The following is a 13,931-nucleotide window of genomic DNA, read 5'->3' as shown; positions in this document are numbered from 1 at the left end:
GCCCGATGCGCGCCGCACGCGCACTGCCCGCCGCCCGCCGCCTTGCCGGCGGGTTGCTGCTGGCGCTGGCCGCGGCGGCCGCGCATGCCGGCGCGCAGAAGGAAGAAGACCTGGCCGATTCCGTGCGCGGCGCGCTGGCCGCCGCGATTGCCGACGACCGGCCCACGCGGCCGGTCTTTGCTTCCGGCGGCGAGCGCCTGGCTTACCTGAAATGGCTGGGCGAAATGTCCTCGCGCCTGGCCTCGCGCATCCCTGAGCCGCATATGCGCGTGGAATTGATCGAGACCGCCTACTACGAGGCCAAGCGCGCCGGGCTGGAGCCAGCGCTGGTGCTGGGCCTGGTCCAGGTCGAGAGCAATTTCCGCAAGTACGCGATCAGCTCGGCCGGCGCGCGCGGGCTGATGCAGGTGATGCCGTTCTGGGTCCGCACCATCGGCGACAACGACCCGCGCAAGCTGTTCCATCTGCAGAGCAACCTGCGCTACGGCTGCACCATCCTGCGCCACTACCTGGACCGTGAGCAGGGCGATCTGTATCTGGCGCTGGGCCGCTACAACGGCAGCCGCGGCCGCCCCGAATATCCCAATGCGGTACTGGCGGCGTGGAAGCGCTGGCAGTATTCCGAAGCTTCCGTCACTGTCGCAGGCGAACCGGAGAATGCGCCGGCGCGCGCCCCCCGTGCGCTGCCCTCCGATCCACCGGAGCGCAATCCTTTTTCGCCGCGCCGCGTCGCCAACCCGTCATGATCCGCGAAGCAGCCGCTGCCGGCGGCAAGGCCGGCAAGACCGGCTATACCGAATCCTCGCCCGAGCTGGAGCAATGGCTGGCGCGGCATATCGCGCAGGGCTTCGGCGCCGATGCGCTGGTGCTGTCGATGCTGCGTTCGGGCTATGACGACGCCTTTGCCCGCCGGGCCGTGGCGGCGGCGTTCGGTGGCGACATCGCGCCGGCCAACCCGGACAAGCAGGCGCCGGCACGCGCTGCGGCCCCGCAGGCCAAGCCCGTGGCAAGCGCCGCGTCCGGCCCCGCTGCACGCCCGACGGCTTACGTGGCCGACGGCGGCGATCGCCAGGTGCCGATCCTGTTCCGGCTCGCCTCGCCCCAGATCCGGCTGTACCAGCAATTGCTGAGCGCCGACGAATGCGACGCGCTGGTGGCGCTGTCGCGCGGCCGGCTGGCACGCTCGCCGGTGGTCAATCCCGACACCGGCGACGAGAACCTGATCGACGCCCGCACCAGCATGGGCGCCATGTTCCAGGTGGGCGAGCATGCGCTGATCGAACGTATCGAGGCGCGCATCGCGGCGGTCACCGGCGTGCCTGCCGAGCACGGCGAAGGCCTGCAGATCCTCAACTACAAGCCCGGCGGCGAATACCAGCCGCACTTCGACTACTTCAACCCGCAGCGGCCGGGCGAGGCCCGCCAGCTGACCGTAGGCGGCCAGCGTATCGCCACGCTTGTGATCTACCTGAACACGCCCGAGGCTGGCGGCGCCACTGCGTTCCCGCGCGTCGGGCTGGAAGTGGCGCCGGTAAAGGGCAACGCGGTCTACTTCAGCTACCTGCTGCCCGACGGCGCACTGGACGGGCGCACGCTGCACGCCGGCCTGCCGGTCGCGGAAGGCGAAAAGTGGATTGCGACCAAGTGGCTGCGCGAGCGGCCGTATCGCAGCGAGGCATGACCGCGTCGATCGGGACCTTGCCGGTGGAATGCCCAGCCGATCCTGTATTGGCAATTTGCTGAAAAAGTGTACCGGTACTGTACCGCTGACTGACCGTAGACTGATTCCCTGAACGCCCTGGAGTCAGTCATGGAAGTATCCCAACTCGCCGCCGGCACCGGTGTCTTTGCCGCTTTTGCCGGCTTTGCGCTGGTATCGTCGATCACCCCCGGTCCGAATAACACGATGCTGCTGGCTTCCGGCGTGAACTTCGGGTTCTTGCGCACGGTGCCGCACCTGCTCGGCGTCAGCATTGGCTTTGCGCTGATGGTGGCGCTGGTCGGGCTGGGGCTGGGGTCGCTGTTCCACGCCTTCCCGTGGACCTGGCAGATGCTGCGCGTGGTGGCCACTGTCTACCTGGTCTGGCTGGCATGGAAGCTCGCCACGGCCGGCGGCGTGCAGGACCAGCAGGTGGCACGGCCGATGGGCTTCTGGGCCGCGGCGGCGTTCCAGTGGGTCAATCCCAAGGCGTGGGTGATGGCCGTGGGCGCGTGCAGCACCTATGTGCTGCACGGCAACCTGTGGCTCAACGTGCTGCTGCTGGCCGGGATCTTCGGGGTGGTGAACCTGCCCAGCGTGGCGATGTGGGCGTTGTGTGGCTCGGCGCTGCGGCGCTGGCTGGCGCGGCCGAAGGTGCTGCGGGCGTTCAATATCGGGATGGCGGTGTTGTTGCTGGCTTCCCTGTGGCCGATCCTGGCGTCGCACCAAAGCTGACCGATGGCTTTGCTCCCCTCGCCCGCTTGCGGCCCGCTTGCGGGAGAGGGGCAGGGGGAGAGGGCGGGATTCTCCACGAAGCGAGGGCCGTCGCTCTTGCAAGCGCCGGTCCTCTCCCCCAACCCCTCTCCCGCGCGCGGGAGAGGGGAGCAATCGTCAGTGCAGCAAGATCAGATCATCGCCCGAATCGCGCCCAGGTTCCGCCAGTATCCCTTGGCATCCATCCCGCACCCGAACACATAGCGATCCGGCACGGTAAAACCACAGAAGTCCGGGTGCATCGGCTTGAGCTTGGTCAGCGTCTTCTCGCACAGCACCGCGGCGTGGAATTCCCTGGCGCCCATGTCCATGATGCGCTGCCGGATTGCGGCCATGGTTTCGCCTTCATCCAGGATGTCGTCCAGCACCAGCACCACGCGGTCCTTGACCGATTCGCGCGGGGCCACGCGCCACTGCATCTCGCCGCCAACGGTCTTGTTGTTGTAGCGCGAGAGGTGGATGTAGTCGAACTCCAGCGGGAACGCCAGCTTGGGCAGCAGCATGCCGGTGAACACCACCGCGCCGCCCATCACGGACAGCACCAGCGGGAAGGCATCGCCCATCTTGGCGGTGATCTCGGCGGCCATGCGGTCCAGCGATGCCTGGACTTCCTCGGCCGAGACGATTTCTTCGGAGTTGGCCCACAGTTCGCGGGCCTGTACGGCGCTCATCATGATGTCTTTCCTGTTCTTTGCGGGGTAGGCGGATCGCAGTGCAGCCCGGGCTCAACGATTGAAGAGGCCCTTCATGCCGCCCTTCATCGCGCCCATCTGGCGCATCATCTTCATCATGCCGCCGCCCTTGAGCTTTTTCATCATGGATTGCATCTGGTCGAACTGGTTCAGCAGGCGGTTGACCTCCTGTACCGGCACGCCGGCGCCCGCGGCAATGCGGCGCTTGCGGCTGGCCTTGATCAGGTCGGGCTTGGCGCGCTCGGCCGGCGTCATGCTGTTGATGATGCCTTCCATGCGGGCCACCTGTTTCTCGGCCTGGTCCATGTTGGCGCCCTGCGCCTGCTGGGCGAACTGCGCCGGCAGCTTGTCGACCAGGCTGGCCATGCCGCCCATCTTCTTCATCTGGCCGATCTGCGCCTTGAAGTCTTCCAGGTCGAAATCGCCGGTCTTCTTGATCTTCTTGGCCAGCTTCTCGGCCGCTTCCATGTCGACACCGCGCTGGGCTTCCTCGACCAGCGCCATGATGTCGCCCATGCCCAGGATGCGCTGGGCCATGCGGTCCGGGTAGAACGGCTCCAGCCCGTCCAGCTTTTCGCCGACGCCGACGAACTTGATCGGGCGGCCGGTGATATGGCGCACCGACAGCGCGGCACCGCCGCGCGCATCGCCGTCCAGCTTGGTCAGCACCACGCCGGTCAGCGGCAGGGTATCGTTGAAGGCCTTGGCGGTATTGACCGCGTCCTGGCCGAGCATGGCGTCGACCACGAACAGGGTCTCGGCCGGCTTCAGCTCGGCGTGCAGGGCGGCGATTTCCTGCATCATCAACTCGTCGATACCCAGACGGCCGGCCGTATCGACGATCAGCACGTCGTGGTAGTGCTTGCGCGCCCAGTCCACCGCCGCGCGGGCGATATCGACCGGCTTCTGGTCCGGCTGCGACGGGAAGAAATCAGCGCCGACCTGCTCGGAAACGGTCTTCAGCTGGGCGATAGCGGCGGGGCGGTAGACGTCGCAAGAGACCGTCAGCACCTTCTTCTTCTTGTTTTCCTTGAGCCACTTGGCCAGCTTGCCGACGGTTGTGGTCTTGCCGGCACCTTGCAGGCCGGCCATCAGGATGATGGCGGGTGGCTGCACGGCCAGGTTCAGCTCGGCTTCCTTATTGTTGCCGCCGGCGGCCTCGGCGCCGCCGATGACCGAGGTCAGCTCGCGCTGGACCACGCCGACCAGCGCCTGGCCCGGCGTCAGGCTGGTGATCACATCCTCGCCCAGCGCCTTTTCCTTGACGCGGGCGATGAATTCGCGCACGACCGGCAGCGCCACGTCGGCTTCGAGCATGGCAAGGCGCACTTCGCGCAGCATCTCGGCGGTGTTGGCCTCGGTCAGGCGCGCCTCGCCGCGCATGGTCTTGACCACACGCGCCAGGCGTTGAGTGAGATTGTCCAGCATGGCAGGAATCGGGGGAGATATCGGAGCAGGAGCTCGGTCTGAAATCGGGGCAGGCCCGTGCCTGTTGCAGGGCTGGAGCACCGGTTCAACCGGCCGCCACCGTCCGTGGGCACTAAGGTAAACTGCGCAAATGGTCATTGTACTGTATGCCCTGACGGCACTTCTCTATTGCGGCCTGGCCTGGCACGGCTGGGCCACGCGCCATGCCGGCGTTGCCTCCACTGCCGCCAAGGCCGGCCCAGCCGGTGGCGCGGCCTCGGCCGTGCTGGTCGCCGGCGGCCCCGGCAACGCCCTGCCACCGGCGGGCGGCGCGCACGGCGAGGGCCGGCCCGCGTGGTGGCACGTGCTGATGCTGGCGGCGCTGGCCAGCCACGGCATGCTGCTGCACGAAACCATCTTCCCGGCCGAGCGCATGGTGTTCGGCTTTGCCTTCGCGCTGTCGGCCATGCTGTGGCTGGGCGTGGGCATCTACTGGATCGAGAGCTTCTTCTTCTCGCTGGCCGGGCTGGGGCTGATCGTGATCCCCGTCGCGCTGGTCGCCAGCCTGATGCCGCTGGCCTTCCCCGGCTCGCAGATCCTGGGCTATGCGGCGCAGCCGCTGTTCAAGCTGCACTTCGTCATCGCCAACGTGGCGTACGGGCTGTTCACACTGGCGGCGTTCCATGCCTTCCTGATGCTGCTGGCCGAGCGCCGGCTGCACGGTTTCCGCCACGCGCCGGCGCGCCCGGCCGATGGCAAGGCCACGCAACCCAGCCAGTGGCTGGGCCGCTGGCTGGATTTGCTGCCGCCGCTGCTGACGCTGGAGAAGCTGCTGTTCCGCCTGATCGGCGCCGGCTTCGTGCTGCTGACGCTGACGATCGGCTCGGGCCTGCTGTTCTCCGAAGAGCTGTTCGGCCGCGCCTTCCGGATGGACCACAAGACCGTGTTCGCGCTGATCTCGTGGGCCATGTTCGGCGGCATCCTGGCCGGGCGCATCTTCCGCGGCTGGCGCGGCAAGGTGGCGCTGCGCTGGGTCATCGCCTCGTTCGGCATCCTGCTGCTGGCCTATGTCGGCAGCCGCTTTGTGATTGAAGTGGTCCTGCACCGTCTCTGAGACCCCATGGCACGTATCCTGATCCTGCTGGCCGTGGTGCTGGGCGTCTTCTGGTGGCTGCGCGCCCGCGCCGAAGCGCGGCTGGCGCAGCAACGGGCCCGGCAGCAAGCCAGCGAAGCCGCAGCCCGCGCCAACGCCAATGCCAATGCCGGCCAGCCCGCCGACGCCGAACCGATGGTCCAGTGCGCCCAGTGCGGCGTACACCTGCCGATGGGTGACGCCATCGCCTGGCGCGGCTTGCACTACTGCCGCCGCAGCCACCTGCCTGACGAGGCCAGCCACACCGACGACGGCGGCGCGCGTCCATGACCGAACCGGCGCTGTCAGGCTGGCAGCGGCTGAACGCCTGGCGCGGCCTGGCCCACCTGTGGCGCCAGGACGAACCGCCCGAATTCCACTGGCGCCTGCTGCGCTATTTCTGCTGGACCCGCGTGGCCGTGGGCCTGCTGCTGCTCGGCTACGCGCTGATGCGGCGCGGCGAACCTGCCCCCACGTCATTGCCGCCTTCGCTGCTGCCGGATCTGTCCTTCGGGTTGGCCGGCATCGAGCATGCGGCGGCCATGACCGTCGCCGTGCCTTACCTCGGCATTGCGCTGGCGATGCTCGCCGGCACGCTGTGGCGCCGCCATTTCCACCTGCGGGTGCGCGTGCAGGTGCTGGCCGACCTGGCGTTGCTGGCGCTGGTCTTCCACGCCATCGGCCACCCCGCCAGCCAGGGCCAGGCCGACGGGCTCGCCATGATCTTCCTGCTGCCCGCCCTCCAAGCTGGCGCGCTCACCAGCCTGCCGTTCGCGCTTTTTGCCGCGTCGATCTCCGCGCTGGTGGTGATGGGTGGCCCTTTCATGCACACCATCCTGCTGCGCCAGGCCGATGCCGGGCTGCTCGGCTCGGGCCTGTTCGGCCTGGTGTTTATGATCGCGGCGCTGCTGATGTATATGCTGGCCAACCGCCAGATCGCGCAGGAGCGGCTGGCGCTGGCGCGCGAGCAGGAATTGCGCATGCAGCAGCTGGTCAACCGGCTGATGGTCAATGACATGCAGGATGGCGTGATGCTGGTGCGCGCCAACGGCTCGGTGGTGGCGGCCAACCCGGCGGCGGTGGTGCTGCTGGGCGTGCAGGCGCATGAGCGGATCTATTCGCGCCGGCTTGGGGCGTCGGCGGAGCAGGGCAGCGGCGGCGGCAGCGATGCCGTGCTGTTCGACCTGCGCCGCATCCCGCGCCTGCAGCCGCTGATGGAAATGCTGCGCGACTGGCTGCGCAGGAATGACGACGTGCCGCGCATCCTGCAACTGCTGCCGATGGCGACCGGCGCCGCGCTGGCCGACGGCACCATGCAGCACACCCGGCTGCGGCTGCGCTTTGTGCTGCCGGGGCTGGCGGGTTTGCGCTCGACGCTGGCGCACGGGCGCACGGTGCCGTCGCAACTCGATACCGCCGCCTGGAACGAGCTCTCGCCCGAGGCCGCCGCCCGCCTGCGCCTGGCGATCGCGCAGAACGAGGCCATGGCCTGGTCGCAGGAAGACGAAGCCCTGCTGCGCAGCGAGATGCGCGATACCGTGCTGGTCCATATTGAAAGCTGGGAACGCATCGCGGAACAGGTGCAGCAGGAAAAGCTGGCCGCGATGGGCCGCCTGGTGGCCAGCATCGCACACCAGATCCGCAACCCGCTGGCGGCCATCAGCCAGGCCAGCGAGCTGCTGGCCGACTCCGCGCGGCAGGAGCCTGTTGCCACGGAGCGGTCAGATAACACCGGCGGCGCCGACGTCGATATCGACGCCCGCCTGCTGCGCATCATCAACGACAACGTGCGCCGGCTCGACCAGGTGGTGTCCGACGTGCTGCAGATGTCGCGCCGTCCGCGCACCGGCCGCAGCACCGTGCACCTGGCGCAGGCGCTGCCCGAGATCGTCGAGCGCTGGCGCCTGGAAATGCGTTCGCGCCGCCCGCGCGCCGGCGAGACCCGCCCGGCCGGCCGCGCCGACGTCAATGCCAACGCCATCCGCCTGACCGTGGACGTGGCCCAGCCAGTGGTGTTCGACGCCGCACAGCTGCAACAGGTGCTGGGCAACCTGCTCGACAATGCCTGGCGCTACTGCAGCCGGCTGCCCGGCTCGATCCGGCTGCTGGCGCACGCGCTGGACCAGCACCACGCCGAGCTGATCGTCTGGAACGACGGCGCCGAGGTCTCGCGCGAGCACCAGCGCAGCCTGTTCGAACCTTTCTTCACCAGCAACGCGCAGGGCACCGGCCTCGGCCTGTTCATGGCGCGCGAGCTGTGCGGCGCCAACGACGCGCAGGTGCGCTACGGCGCCGTTTCGGTACCGGCGCTGGTGGAGCGCACCGGCGTGCTGGCAGCGGCCGCGCGCGATACACTGCCGGCCAAGGCCTTCGTGCTGACGCTGCGCATCGAGACCGCCGACGCGGCCGTCGCATGAGCGGCGTCCGTCCATCCACACCCACCGCCATGCCATCCCGAACGCCCGATCCCATCCTCGTCATCGACGACGAGGCCGACCTGCGCGAGTTGCTCGACATCTCCATCCGGCGCATGGGCCATGACGTGGTGCTGGCCGGATCGCTGGCCGAGGCGCGGCAGAAGCTGGAGCAGGGCCGCTACAGCCTGGTGCTGACCGACATGCGGCTGGGCGACGGCCTGGGCATCGAGATCGTGCGGCAGCTGTCGGCCGCGCCCGAGCGCATCCCGGTGGCGGTCATCACCGCCTACGGCAGCGCCGACAACGCCGTCGAGGCGCTCAAGGCCGGCGCTTTCGACTACATCGCCAAGCCGGTCTCGCTGGAGCAGCTGCGCAGCCTGGTGCTCAACGCGCTCGGCCGCCAGCAGCGCGACAGCACCGAAGCCGATGCCGGCGGCAGCGCCGGCGCGGACGCCGCCGCCGACCGTGCCGCGGCCTTGCTGCCCGGCCACTCCGCCGCCATGCAGGAGGTGCGCCGCTCGCTGTCGCGGCTGGCGCGCAGCATGGCGCCGGTGGTCATCAGCGGCGAATCCGGCAGCGGCAAGGAGCGCGCCGCGCGCGCCATCCACGCAATCAGCGCGCGCGCCTCGCACCCGTTTATCGCGGTCAACTGCGGCGCCATCCCTGAGACGCTGATGGAGTCGGAGTTCTTCGGCCACGTCAAAGGCGCCTTCACCGGCGCCGACGGCGAGCGCGGCGGCTTCTTTCACGCCGCCAACGGCGGCACGCTGCTGCTCGACGAGGTGGCCGACCTGCCGCTGGCGATGCAGGTCAAGCTGCTGCGCGCGCTGCAGGAGCGTCGCGTGCGCAAGATCGGCGCCAGCCGTGAAGACGCCGTCGACGTGCGCGTGATGTGCGCCAGCCACAAGGACCTGGCCGCAATGGTCGCCGCCGGCCAGTTCCGCCAGGACTTGTATTACCGCCTGAACGTGCTGGCGCTGCGCATGCCCACGCTGCGCGAGCGCGGCGAAGACATCCCGGTGCTGGCGCGCGCCATCCTGGACCATCTGGCAGTGCGCTACGGCGACCCGCATCCCAAGCGCCTGGCGCCCGCGGCGCTGGAGCAATTGGCCGCGTACCGCTTCCCGGGCAATGTCCGCGAACTGGAGAACCTGCTCGAGCGCGCCTACGCCTTTGCCGAGAGCGATCAGATCGAAGTGGCCGACCTCGGCCCGCTGGATGCCGGCGCGCCCGGCGCCGGGCTGATGGCGCCCGCGCCCACGATGGCGTCCCCGGTGCCTGCGACCCAGTACGCGCCCTGGGGCGCGCCGGGCATGTGGGCGCCGATGCCGCCCGCGGCGGCGCCCACGCCCGCAGTGGTGGCCGAACCCGCTGCCGCACCACAGGCCGCCGCACCGTCCACCGCCCAGCCCGAACCCGCGGGCGACGCCACCGAGCGCGCCTGCCGCGGCATCGTCTTCCCGATCGACCTGACCGCCCGGCTCGAAGCCGTGGAGCGCGAACTGATCCTGCAGGCGCTGGCGCAGACCAATTTCAACCGCACCGCCGCCGCGCCGCTGCTGGGCCTGAACCTGCGCCAGCTGCGCTACCGCATCCAGCAGCTGGGCATCCGCGAAGCCATGGACGCCGCCGACCGCGGCGTGGCAGAGAACGCCGGTGACGGCGCGGGCGAGGGCACGCCATGATCAGGCCGAGCCAGCCCAACCCGCCCGCGCCCTCGCGAGCCTTCCTGCCCGACGCAGACGGCTGGGTGCCCGCCGCCCGCCGCGTGCCATCGCCCAATTTCGACCAGCGCCCGCCCGGCATGCCGGTGGACCTGGTGGTGCTGCACAACATCAGCCTGCCGCCCGGCCAGTTCGGCAGCGGCGACATCGAGGCGTTCTTCCAGAACCGGCTCGACCCGGACAAGCACCCGTTCTTCGCCACCATCCACCAGGTCCAGGTGTCCGCGCACTTCCTGGTGACGCGGCAGGGCGAACTGGTGCAGTTCGTGCCGTGCACGCAGCGCGCCTGGCATGCCGGCCAGTCCGACTTCTTCGGCCGCACGCGCTGCAACGACTTTTCGATCGGCATCGAGATCGAGGGCTGCGACGACCTGCCATTCACCCCCGCCCAGTACGACACCGTGGCCGCGCTGGTGCCGGCTCTGATGGCAACCTATCCGGTGCGGGCGATCGCCGGCCACAGCGACATCGCCCCGGGACGCAAGACCGATCCCGGCCCGCATTTCGACTGGGACCGCTTCGCCGCCGGTGCAGCCGTGCCGCCAGGCATGTTGCCCTATCGGCATACCACAGGGTGATGAATTCGTAACGTCGTTCCCAGTGGTCGTGCGCCCCTTTTTGGGCACACATACCCCAAGCGGGTAAGGGGCTATCGCATGCTCGCAACAATCAAAAAAATTTTTGTGAAATGTGCAGTTGCGAACGGTTTCTCTGAAACCCTTGTGTGTTCTAGGCTCCCGGGCATGTGGCGCTGCCGCACCCGCCAGCCCGACCGCGGATCGACCCCGAAATAGCGGTTGTCAAGACTGGTCATTCGGATTCGTTTCACTATACTTAGCCCAGTTTTCAGCAGCACCCACTATATCTAGTAGTCAAACCGGGGGCTGGCCCAAGTGTGAGGTGGCGGTTGCACAGTGTGTGCAACCCGTCCGGAAACCTCCGCAAGGCTGGCGAATCACAGAGAGTCCCTGGCGAAATGTTCTCGCAAAGGCAGTTTGTCCGTGCGCGGTCACACCGAAACGGATCCTTCTTTCCGCAGCATTTCGCCAGGGACTCTTTTGTCTCTTATATCCAGGCTAAAAACAGGACTTCACATGCAAACGGCCCAGAACGAACTCACCACGGGTGGCGCCGCCGCCGGCGCTGCCAGCCAGGCATCGAACGCACAGCAGACCTCCAGCGCCGCTTCCACCAGCTACCCGGATCACAAGATCATCCGTCGTAATGGCGCCGTGGTGGCGTTCGAGCCGTCCAAGATCAACGTCGCCATGACCAAGGCCTTCCTCGCCGTCAACGGCGGGCAGGGCGCTGCCAGCGCGCGCGTGCGCGAGATCGTCGAGCAGCTGACCGACAGCGTGGTGCGCGCCCTCGTGCGCAGCCGCCCGAGCGGTGGCGCCATCCATATCGAAGACGTGCAGGACCACGTCGAGCTGGCCCTGATGCGCTCGGGCGAGCATGAAGTGGCCCGTGCCTACGTGCTGTACCGCGAGAAGCGCGCCCAGGAGCGTGCCAGCGCCAGCGCCCAGGCCGTGGCCCGCGTGCAGGAAGGCGGCTTCTCGGTCAACGTGACCGATGCCGGCGTGACCAAGCCGCTGGACATTGGCGCGCTGCATGCACTGATCGACAACGCCTGCTCCGGCCTTGGCGATTCCGTCAGCGCCGAGCCGATCCTGAAGGAAACGCTGAAGAACCTGTACGAAGGCGTGCCGATGACGCAGGTGTACGACTCCGCCATCCTGGCCGCGCGTACCTTGATCGAAAAGGACCCGGCCTACAGCCAGGTCACCGCCCGTATCCTGCTGCACACCATCCGCAAGGAAATCCTGGGCGCCGAAGTGACCCAGACGGAGATGTCGGCCCGCTACGCCGAGTACTTCCCGAAGTTCATCGCCCGCGGCATCGAAGCCGAGCTGCTGGACGAAAAGCTGGCCACCTATGACCTGGCCCGCCTGGGCGCCGCGCTGGACGCCGGCCGCGACTTCCAGTTCAACTACCTGGGCCTGCAGACCCTGTACGACCGCTACTTCCTGCATATCGATGAAGCCCGCATCGAAATGCCGCAGGCCTTCTTCATGCGCGTGGCCATGGGCCTGGCGCTGAACGAGAAGGACCGCGAAGCGCGCGCCATCGAGTTCTACCAGCTGCTGTCGTCGTTCGACTTCATGTCGTCCACGCCGACCCTGTTCAACTCGGGCACCCGCCGCTCGCAGCTGTCGTCGTGCTACCTGACCACCGTGTCGGACGACCTGGAAGGCATCTATGAAGCGCTGAAGGAAAACGCGCTGCTGTCCAAGTTCGCGGGCGGACTGGGCAATGACTGGACCAACGTGCGCGCACTCGGCTCGCACATCAAGGGCACCAACGGCAAGTCGCAAGGCGTGGTCCCGTTCCTGAAGGTAGTGAACGACACCGCTGTCGCCGTGAACCAGGGCGGCAAGCGCAAGGGCGCCGTCTGCGCCTACCTGGAAACGTGGCACCTGGACATCGAAGAATTCCTGGAGCTGCGCAAGAACACGGGCGACGACCGCCGCCGCACCCACGACATGAACACGGCCAACTGGATCCCGGACCTGTTCATGAAGCGCGTGATGGAAGCCGGCGAATGGACGCTGTTCTCGCCCGCCACCTGCCCGGACCTGCACGACAAGGTCGGCAAGGAATTCGAGCGCGCCTACCTGGGCTATGAAGCCAAGGCTGCCAATGGCGAACTGAAGCTGTTCAAAAAGGTTCCGGCGCTGCAACTGTGGCGCAAGATGCTGGGCATGCTGTTCGAAACCGGCCACCCGTGGATCACCTTCAAGGATCCGTGCAACATCCGCAGCCCGCAGCAGCACGTCGGCGTCGTCCACAGCTCCAACCTGTGCACGGAAATCACGCTCAACACCAACGAGAGCGAGATCGCCGTCTGCAACCTGGGCTCGGTCAACCTGGTCGCCCACCTGGCCAGGCAGGCCGACGGCACCTACGCGCTGGATCACGCCAAGCTGCAGAAGACCGTGCGCACCGCGATGCGCATGCTCGACAACGTCATCGACATCAACTACTACGCTGTCGAGAAGGCCCGCAACTCCAACCTGCGCCACCGTCCGGTCGGCATGGGCATCATGGGCTTCCAGGACTGCCTGCACGTGCTGCGCACGCCGTACTCCAGCGACGCCGCGGTGAAGTTCGCCGACACCTCGATGGAAGCCGTGTGCTACTACGCCTACCAGGCCTCCACCGAACTGGCCGAAGAGCGTGGCCGCTACGAGACCTACACCGGCTCGCTGTGGGATCGCGGCATCCTGCCGCAGGACTCGCTCAAGCTGCTGGCCGAAGAGCGCGGCGGCTACCTGGAAGTCGACATGTCCAGCACCATGGACTGGGACAGCCTGCGCGCCCGCATCAAGCAGCACGGCATGCGCAACTCGAACTGCATCGCGATCGCCCCGACCGCGACCATTTCGAACATCATCGGCGTGTCCGCTTGCATCGAGCCGACCTTCCAGAACCTGTACGTCAAATCCAACCTGTCGGGCGAGTTCACCGTGGTCAACGACTACCTGGTGCGCGACCTGAAGGAACGCGGCCTGTGGGACGAGGTGATGGTTGCCGACCTGAAGTACTTCGACGGCTCCCTGTCGCGCATCGACCGCATCCCGCAAGACCTGCGCGACATCTACGCCACGGCGTTTGAAGTCGAGCCGACCTGGCTGGTGGAAGCTGCCAGCCGCCGCCAGAAGTGGATCGACCAGGCCCAGTCGCTGAACATCTACATGGCCGGCGCGTCGGGCAAGAAGCTGGACGACACCTACAAGCTGGCATGGGTGCGCGGCCTGAAGACCACGTACTACCTGCGCACCATGGCTGCCACGCACGTGGAGAAGTCCACCGTGTCGCGCGGTTCGCTGAACGCGGTGTCGTCGGGCAGCGACAGCGGCTCCGGCCTGGACGCCGCAGCTGCATCGGCCCCGGCCATGCCGGAAGCCGAAGGCGCGGTCTGCACGATGCGCCCGGGTGACCCTGGGTTTGAAGAGTGCGAAGCCTGCCAGTAATCAGGCAGTAGAGACTTAACGCAGTAACCAACCACCCCCGGGGTTTGCACCC

The 13,931-nt window shown here is 67.7% G+C and carries 11 protein-coding genes; 9 read left to right on the top strand and 2 right to left on the bottom strand.

The features are described from left to right. Positions 1 to 5 precede the first annotated feature (5 nt). The 3 genes from LPA45_RS15135 to LPA45_RS15125 all read left to right on the top strand — a co-directional run bounded on the left by LPA45_RS15135 (position 6) and on the right by LPA45_RS15125 (position 2,434). Positions 6 to 746: a lytic transglycosylase domain-containing protein gene (locus LPA45_RS15135; RefSeq protein WP_116318207.1), complete on the top strand. Its 741-nt coding sequence runs from the start codon at positions 6 to 8 to the stop codon at positions 744 to 746. After that, on the top strand, positions 743 to 1,681 hold the full coding sequence (locus LPA45_RS15130) for a 2OG-Fe(II) oxygenase (RefSeq protein WP_116318206.1): 939 nt from the start codon (positions 743 to 745) through the stop codon (positions 1,679 to 1,681). Before LPA45_RS15135 ends, LPA45_RS15130 begins: the two co-directional genes overlap by 4 nt. Before the next feature lie 129 nt (positions 1,682 to 1,810). Further along, entirely contained in the window at positions 1,811 to 2,434 is a 624-nt protein-coding gene (locus LPA45_RS15125; RefSeq protein WP_116318205.1) for a LysE family translocator, read from the top strand. A gap of 170 nt (positions 2,435 to 2,604) precedes the next feature. Here the strand turns inward: LPA45_RS15125 and LPA45_RS15120 are convergent, their stop codons facing one another. Continuing rightward, a complete protein-coding gene (locus tag LPA45_RS15120) occupies positions 2,605 to 3,147 on the bottom strand; it encodes a hypoxanthine-guanine phosphoribosyltransferase (RefSeq protein ID WP_116318204.1) in 543 nt (180 codons plus the stop codon). Between the two features lie 51 nt (positions 3,148 to 3,198). Beyond that, positions 3,199 to 4,593: a signal recognition particle protein gene (gene ffh / locus LPA45_RS15115; RefSeq protein WP_116318203.1), complete on the bottom strand. Its 1,395-nt coding sequence runs from the start codon at positions 4,591 to 4,593 to the stop codon at positions 3,199 to 3,201. A gap of 130 nt (positions 4,594 to 4,723) precedes the next feature. Between ffh and LPA45_RS15110 the strand changes: the two genes are divergently transcribed. The 6 genes from LPA45_RS15110 (at position 4,724) to LPA45_RS15085 (ending at position 13,879) form a co-directional block, all read left to right on the top strand. Then, positions 4,724 to 5,686, top strand: coding sequence for an inner membrane protein YpjD (locus LPA45_RS15110; RefSeq protein ID WP_116318202.1), 963 nt, complete (start codon positions 4,724 to 4,726; stop codon positions 5,684 to 5,686). 6 nt (positions 5,687 to 5,692) lie between these two features. Then, a complete protein-coding gene (locus LPA45_RS15105; protein WP_116318201.1) occupies positions 5,693 to 5,995 on the top strand; it encodes a PP0621 family protein in 303 nt (100 codons plus the stop codon). Continuing rightward, a complete protein-coding gene (locus LPA45_RS15100; protein WP_116318200.1) occupies positions 5,992 to 8,121 on the top strand; it encodes a sensor histidine kinase in 2,130 nt (709 codons plus the stop codon). Before LPA45_RS15105 ends, LPA45_RS15100 begins: the two co-directional genes overlap by 4 nt. Before the next feature lie 29 nt (positions 8,122 to 8,150). Continuing rightward, positions 8,151 to 9,806, top strand: coding sequence for a sigma-54 dependent transcriptional regulator (locus LPA45_RS15095; RefSeq protein ID WP_116318199.1), 1,656 nt, complete (start codon positions 8,151 to 8,153; stop codon positions 9,804 to 9,806). Beyond that, positions 9,803 to 10,423: a 1,6-anhydro-N-acetylmuramyl-L-alanine amidase AmpD gene (gene ampD, locus LPA45_RS15090; RefSeq protein WP_116318198.1), complete on the top strand. Its 621-nt coding sequence runs from the start codon at positions 9,803 to 9,805 to the stop codon at positions 10,421 to 10,423. The genes LPA45_RS15095 and ampD overlap by 4 nt, the downstream gene beginning before the upstream one ends. Positions 10,424 to 10,939: 516 nt before the next feature. Then, on the top strand, positions 10,940 to 13,879 hold the full coding sequence (locus LPA45_RS15085; RefSeq protein ID WP_116318197.1) for a ribonucleoside-diphosphate reductase subunit alpha: 2,940 nt from the start codon (positions 10,940 to 10,942) through the stop codon (positions 13,877 to 13,879). Positions 13,880 to 13,931: the final 52 nt, after the last annotated feature.

Source organism: Cupriavidus sp. Agwp_2 (assembly GCF_040784895.1).
Lineage (GTDB): Bacteria > Pseudomonadota > Gammaproteobacteria > Burkholderiales > Burkholderiaceae > Cupriavidus.
The sequence above is the reverse complement of the archived record's forward strand: the minus strand, read 5'-3'. Positions and strand labels throughout refer to the sequence as shown.

Bases quoted from the DNA above. Each gene is read 5' to 3' on its own strand.
- LPA45_RS15095 (WP_116318199.1), top strand. From the start codon at position 8,151: ATGCCATCCCGAACGCCCGATCCCATCCTCGTCATCGACGACGAGGCC.
- LPA45_RS15105 (WP_116318201.1), top strand. From the start codon at position 5,693: ATGGCACGTATCCTGATCCTGCTGGCCGTGGTGCTGGGCGTCTTCTGG.
- LPA45_RS15125 (WP_116318205.1), top strand. From the start codon at position 1,811: ATGGAAGTATCCCAACTCGCCGCCGGCACCGGTGTCTTTGCCGCTTTT.
- LPA45_RS15135 (WP_116318207.1), top strand. From the start codon at position 6: ATGCGCGCCGCACGCGCACTGCCCGCCGCCCGCCGCCTTGCCGGCGGG.
- LPA45_RS15100 (WP_116318200.1), top strand. From the start codon at position 5,992: ATGACCGAACCGGCGCTGTCAGGCTGGCAGCGGCTGAACGCCTGGCGC.
- LPA45_RS15120 (WP_116318204.1), bottom strand. From the start codon at position 3,147: ATGATGAGCGCCGTACAGGCCCGCGAACTGTGGGCCAACTCCGAAGAA.
- LPA45_RS15130 (WP_116318206.1), top strand. From the start codon at position 743: ATGATCCGCGAAGCAGCCGCTGCCGGCGGCAAGGCCGGCAAGACCGGC.
- LPA45_RS15110 (WP_116318202.1), top strand. From the start codon at position 4,724: ATGGTCATTGTACTGTATGCCCTGACGGCACTTCTCTATTGCGGCCTG.
- ampD (WP_116318198.1), top strand. From the start codon at position 9,803: ATGATCAGGCCGAGCCAGCCCAACCCGCCCGCGCCCTCGCGAGCCTTC.
- ffh (WP_116318203.1), bottom strand. From the start codon at position 4,593: ATGCTGGACAATCTCACTCAACGCCTGGCGCGTGTGGTCAAGACCATG.
- LPA45_RS15085 (WP_116318197.1), top strand. From the start codon at position 10,940: ATGCAAACGGCCCAGAACGAACTCACCACGGGTGGCGCCGCCGCCGGC.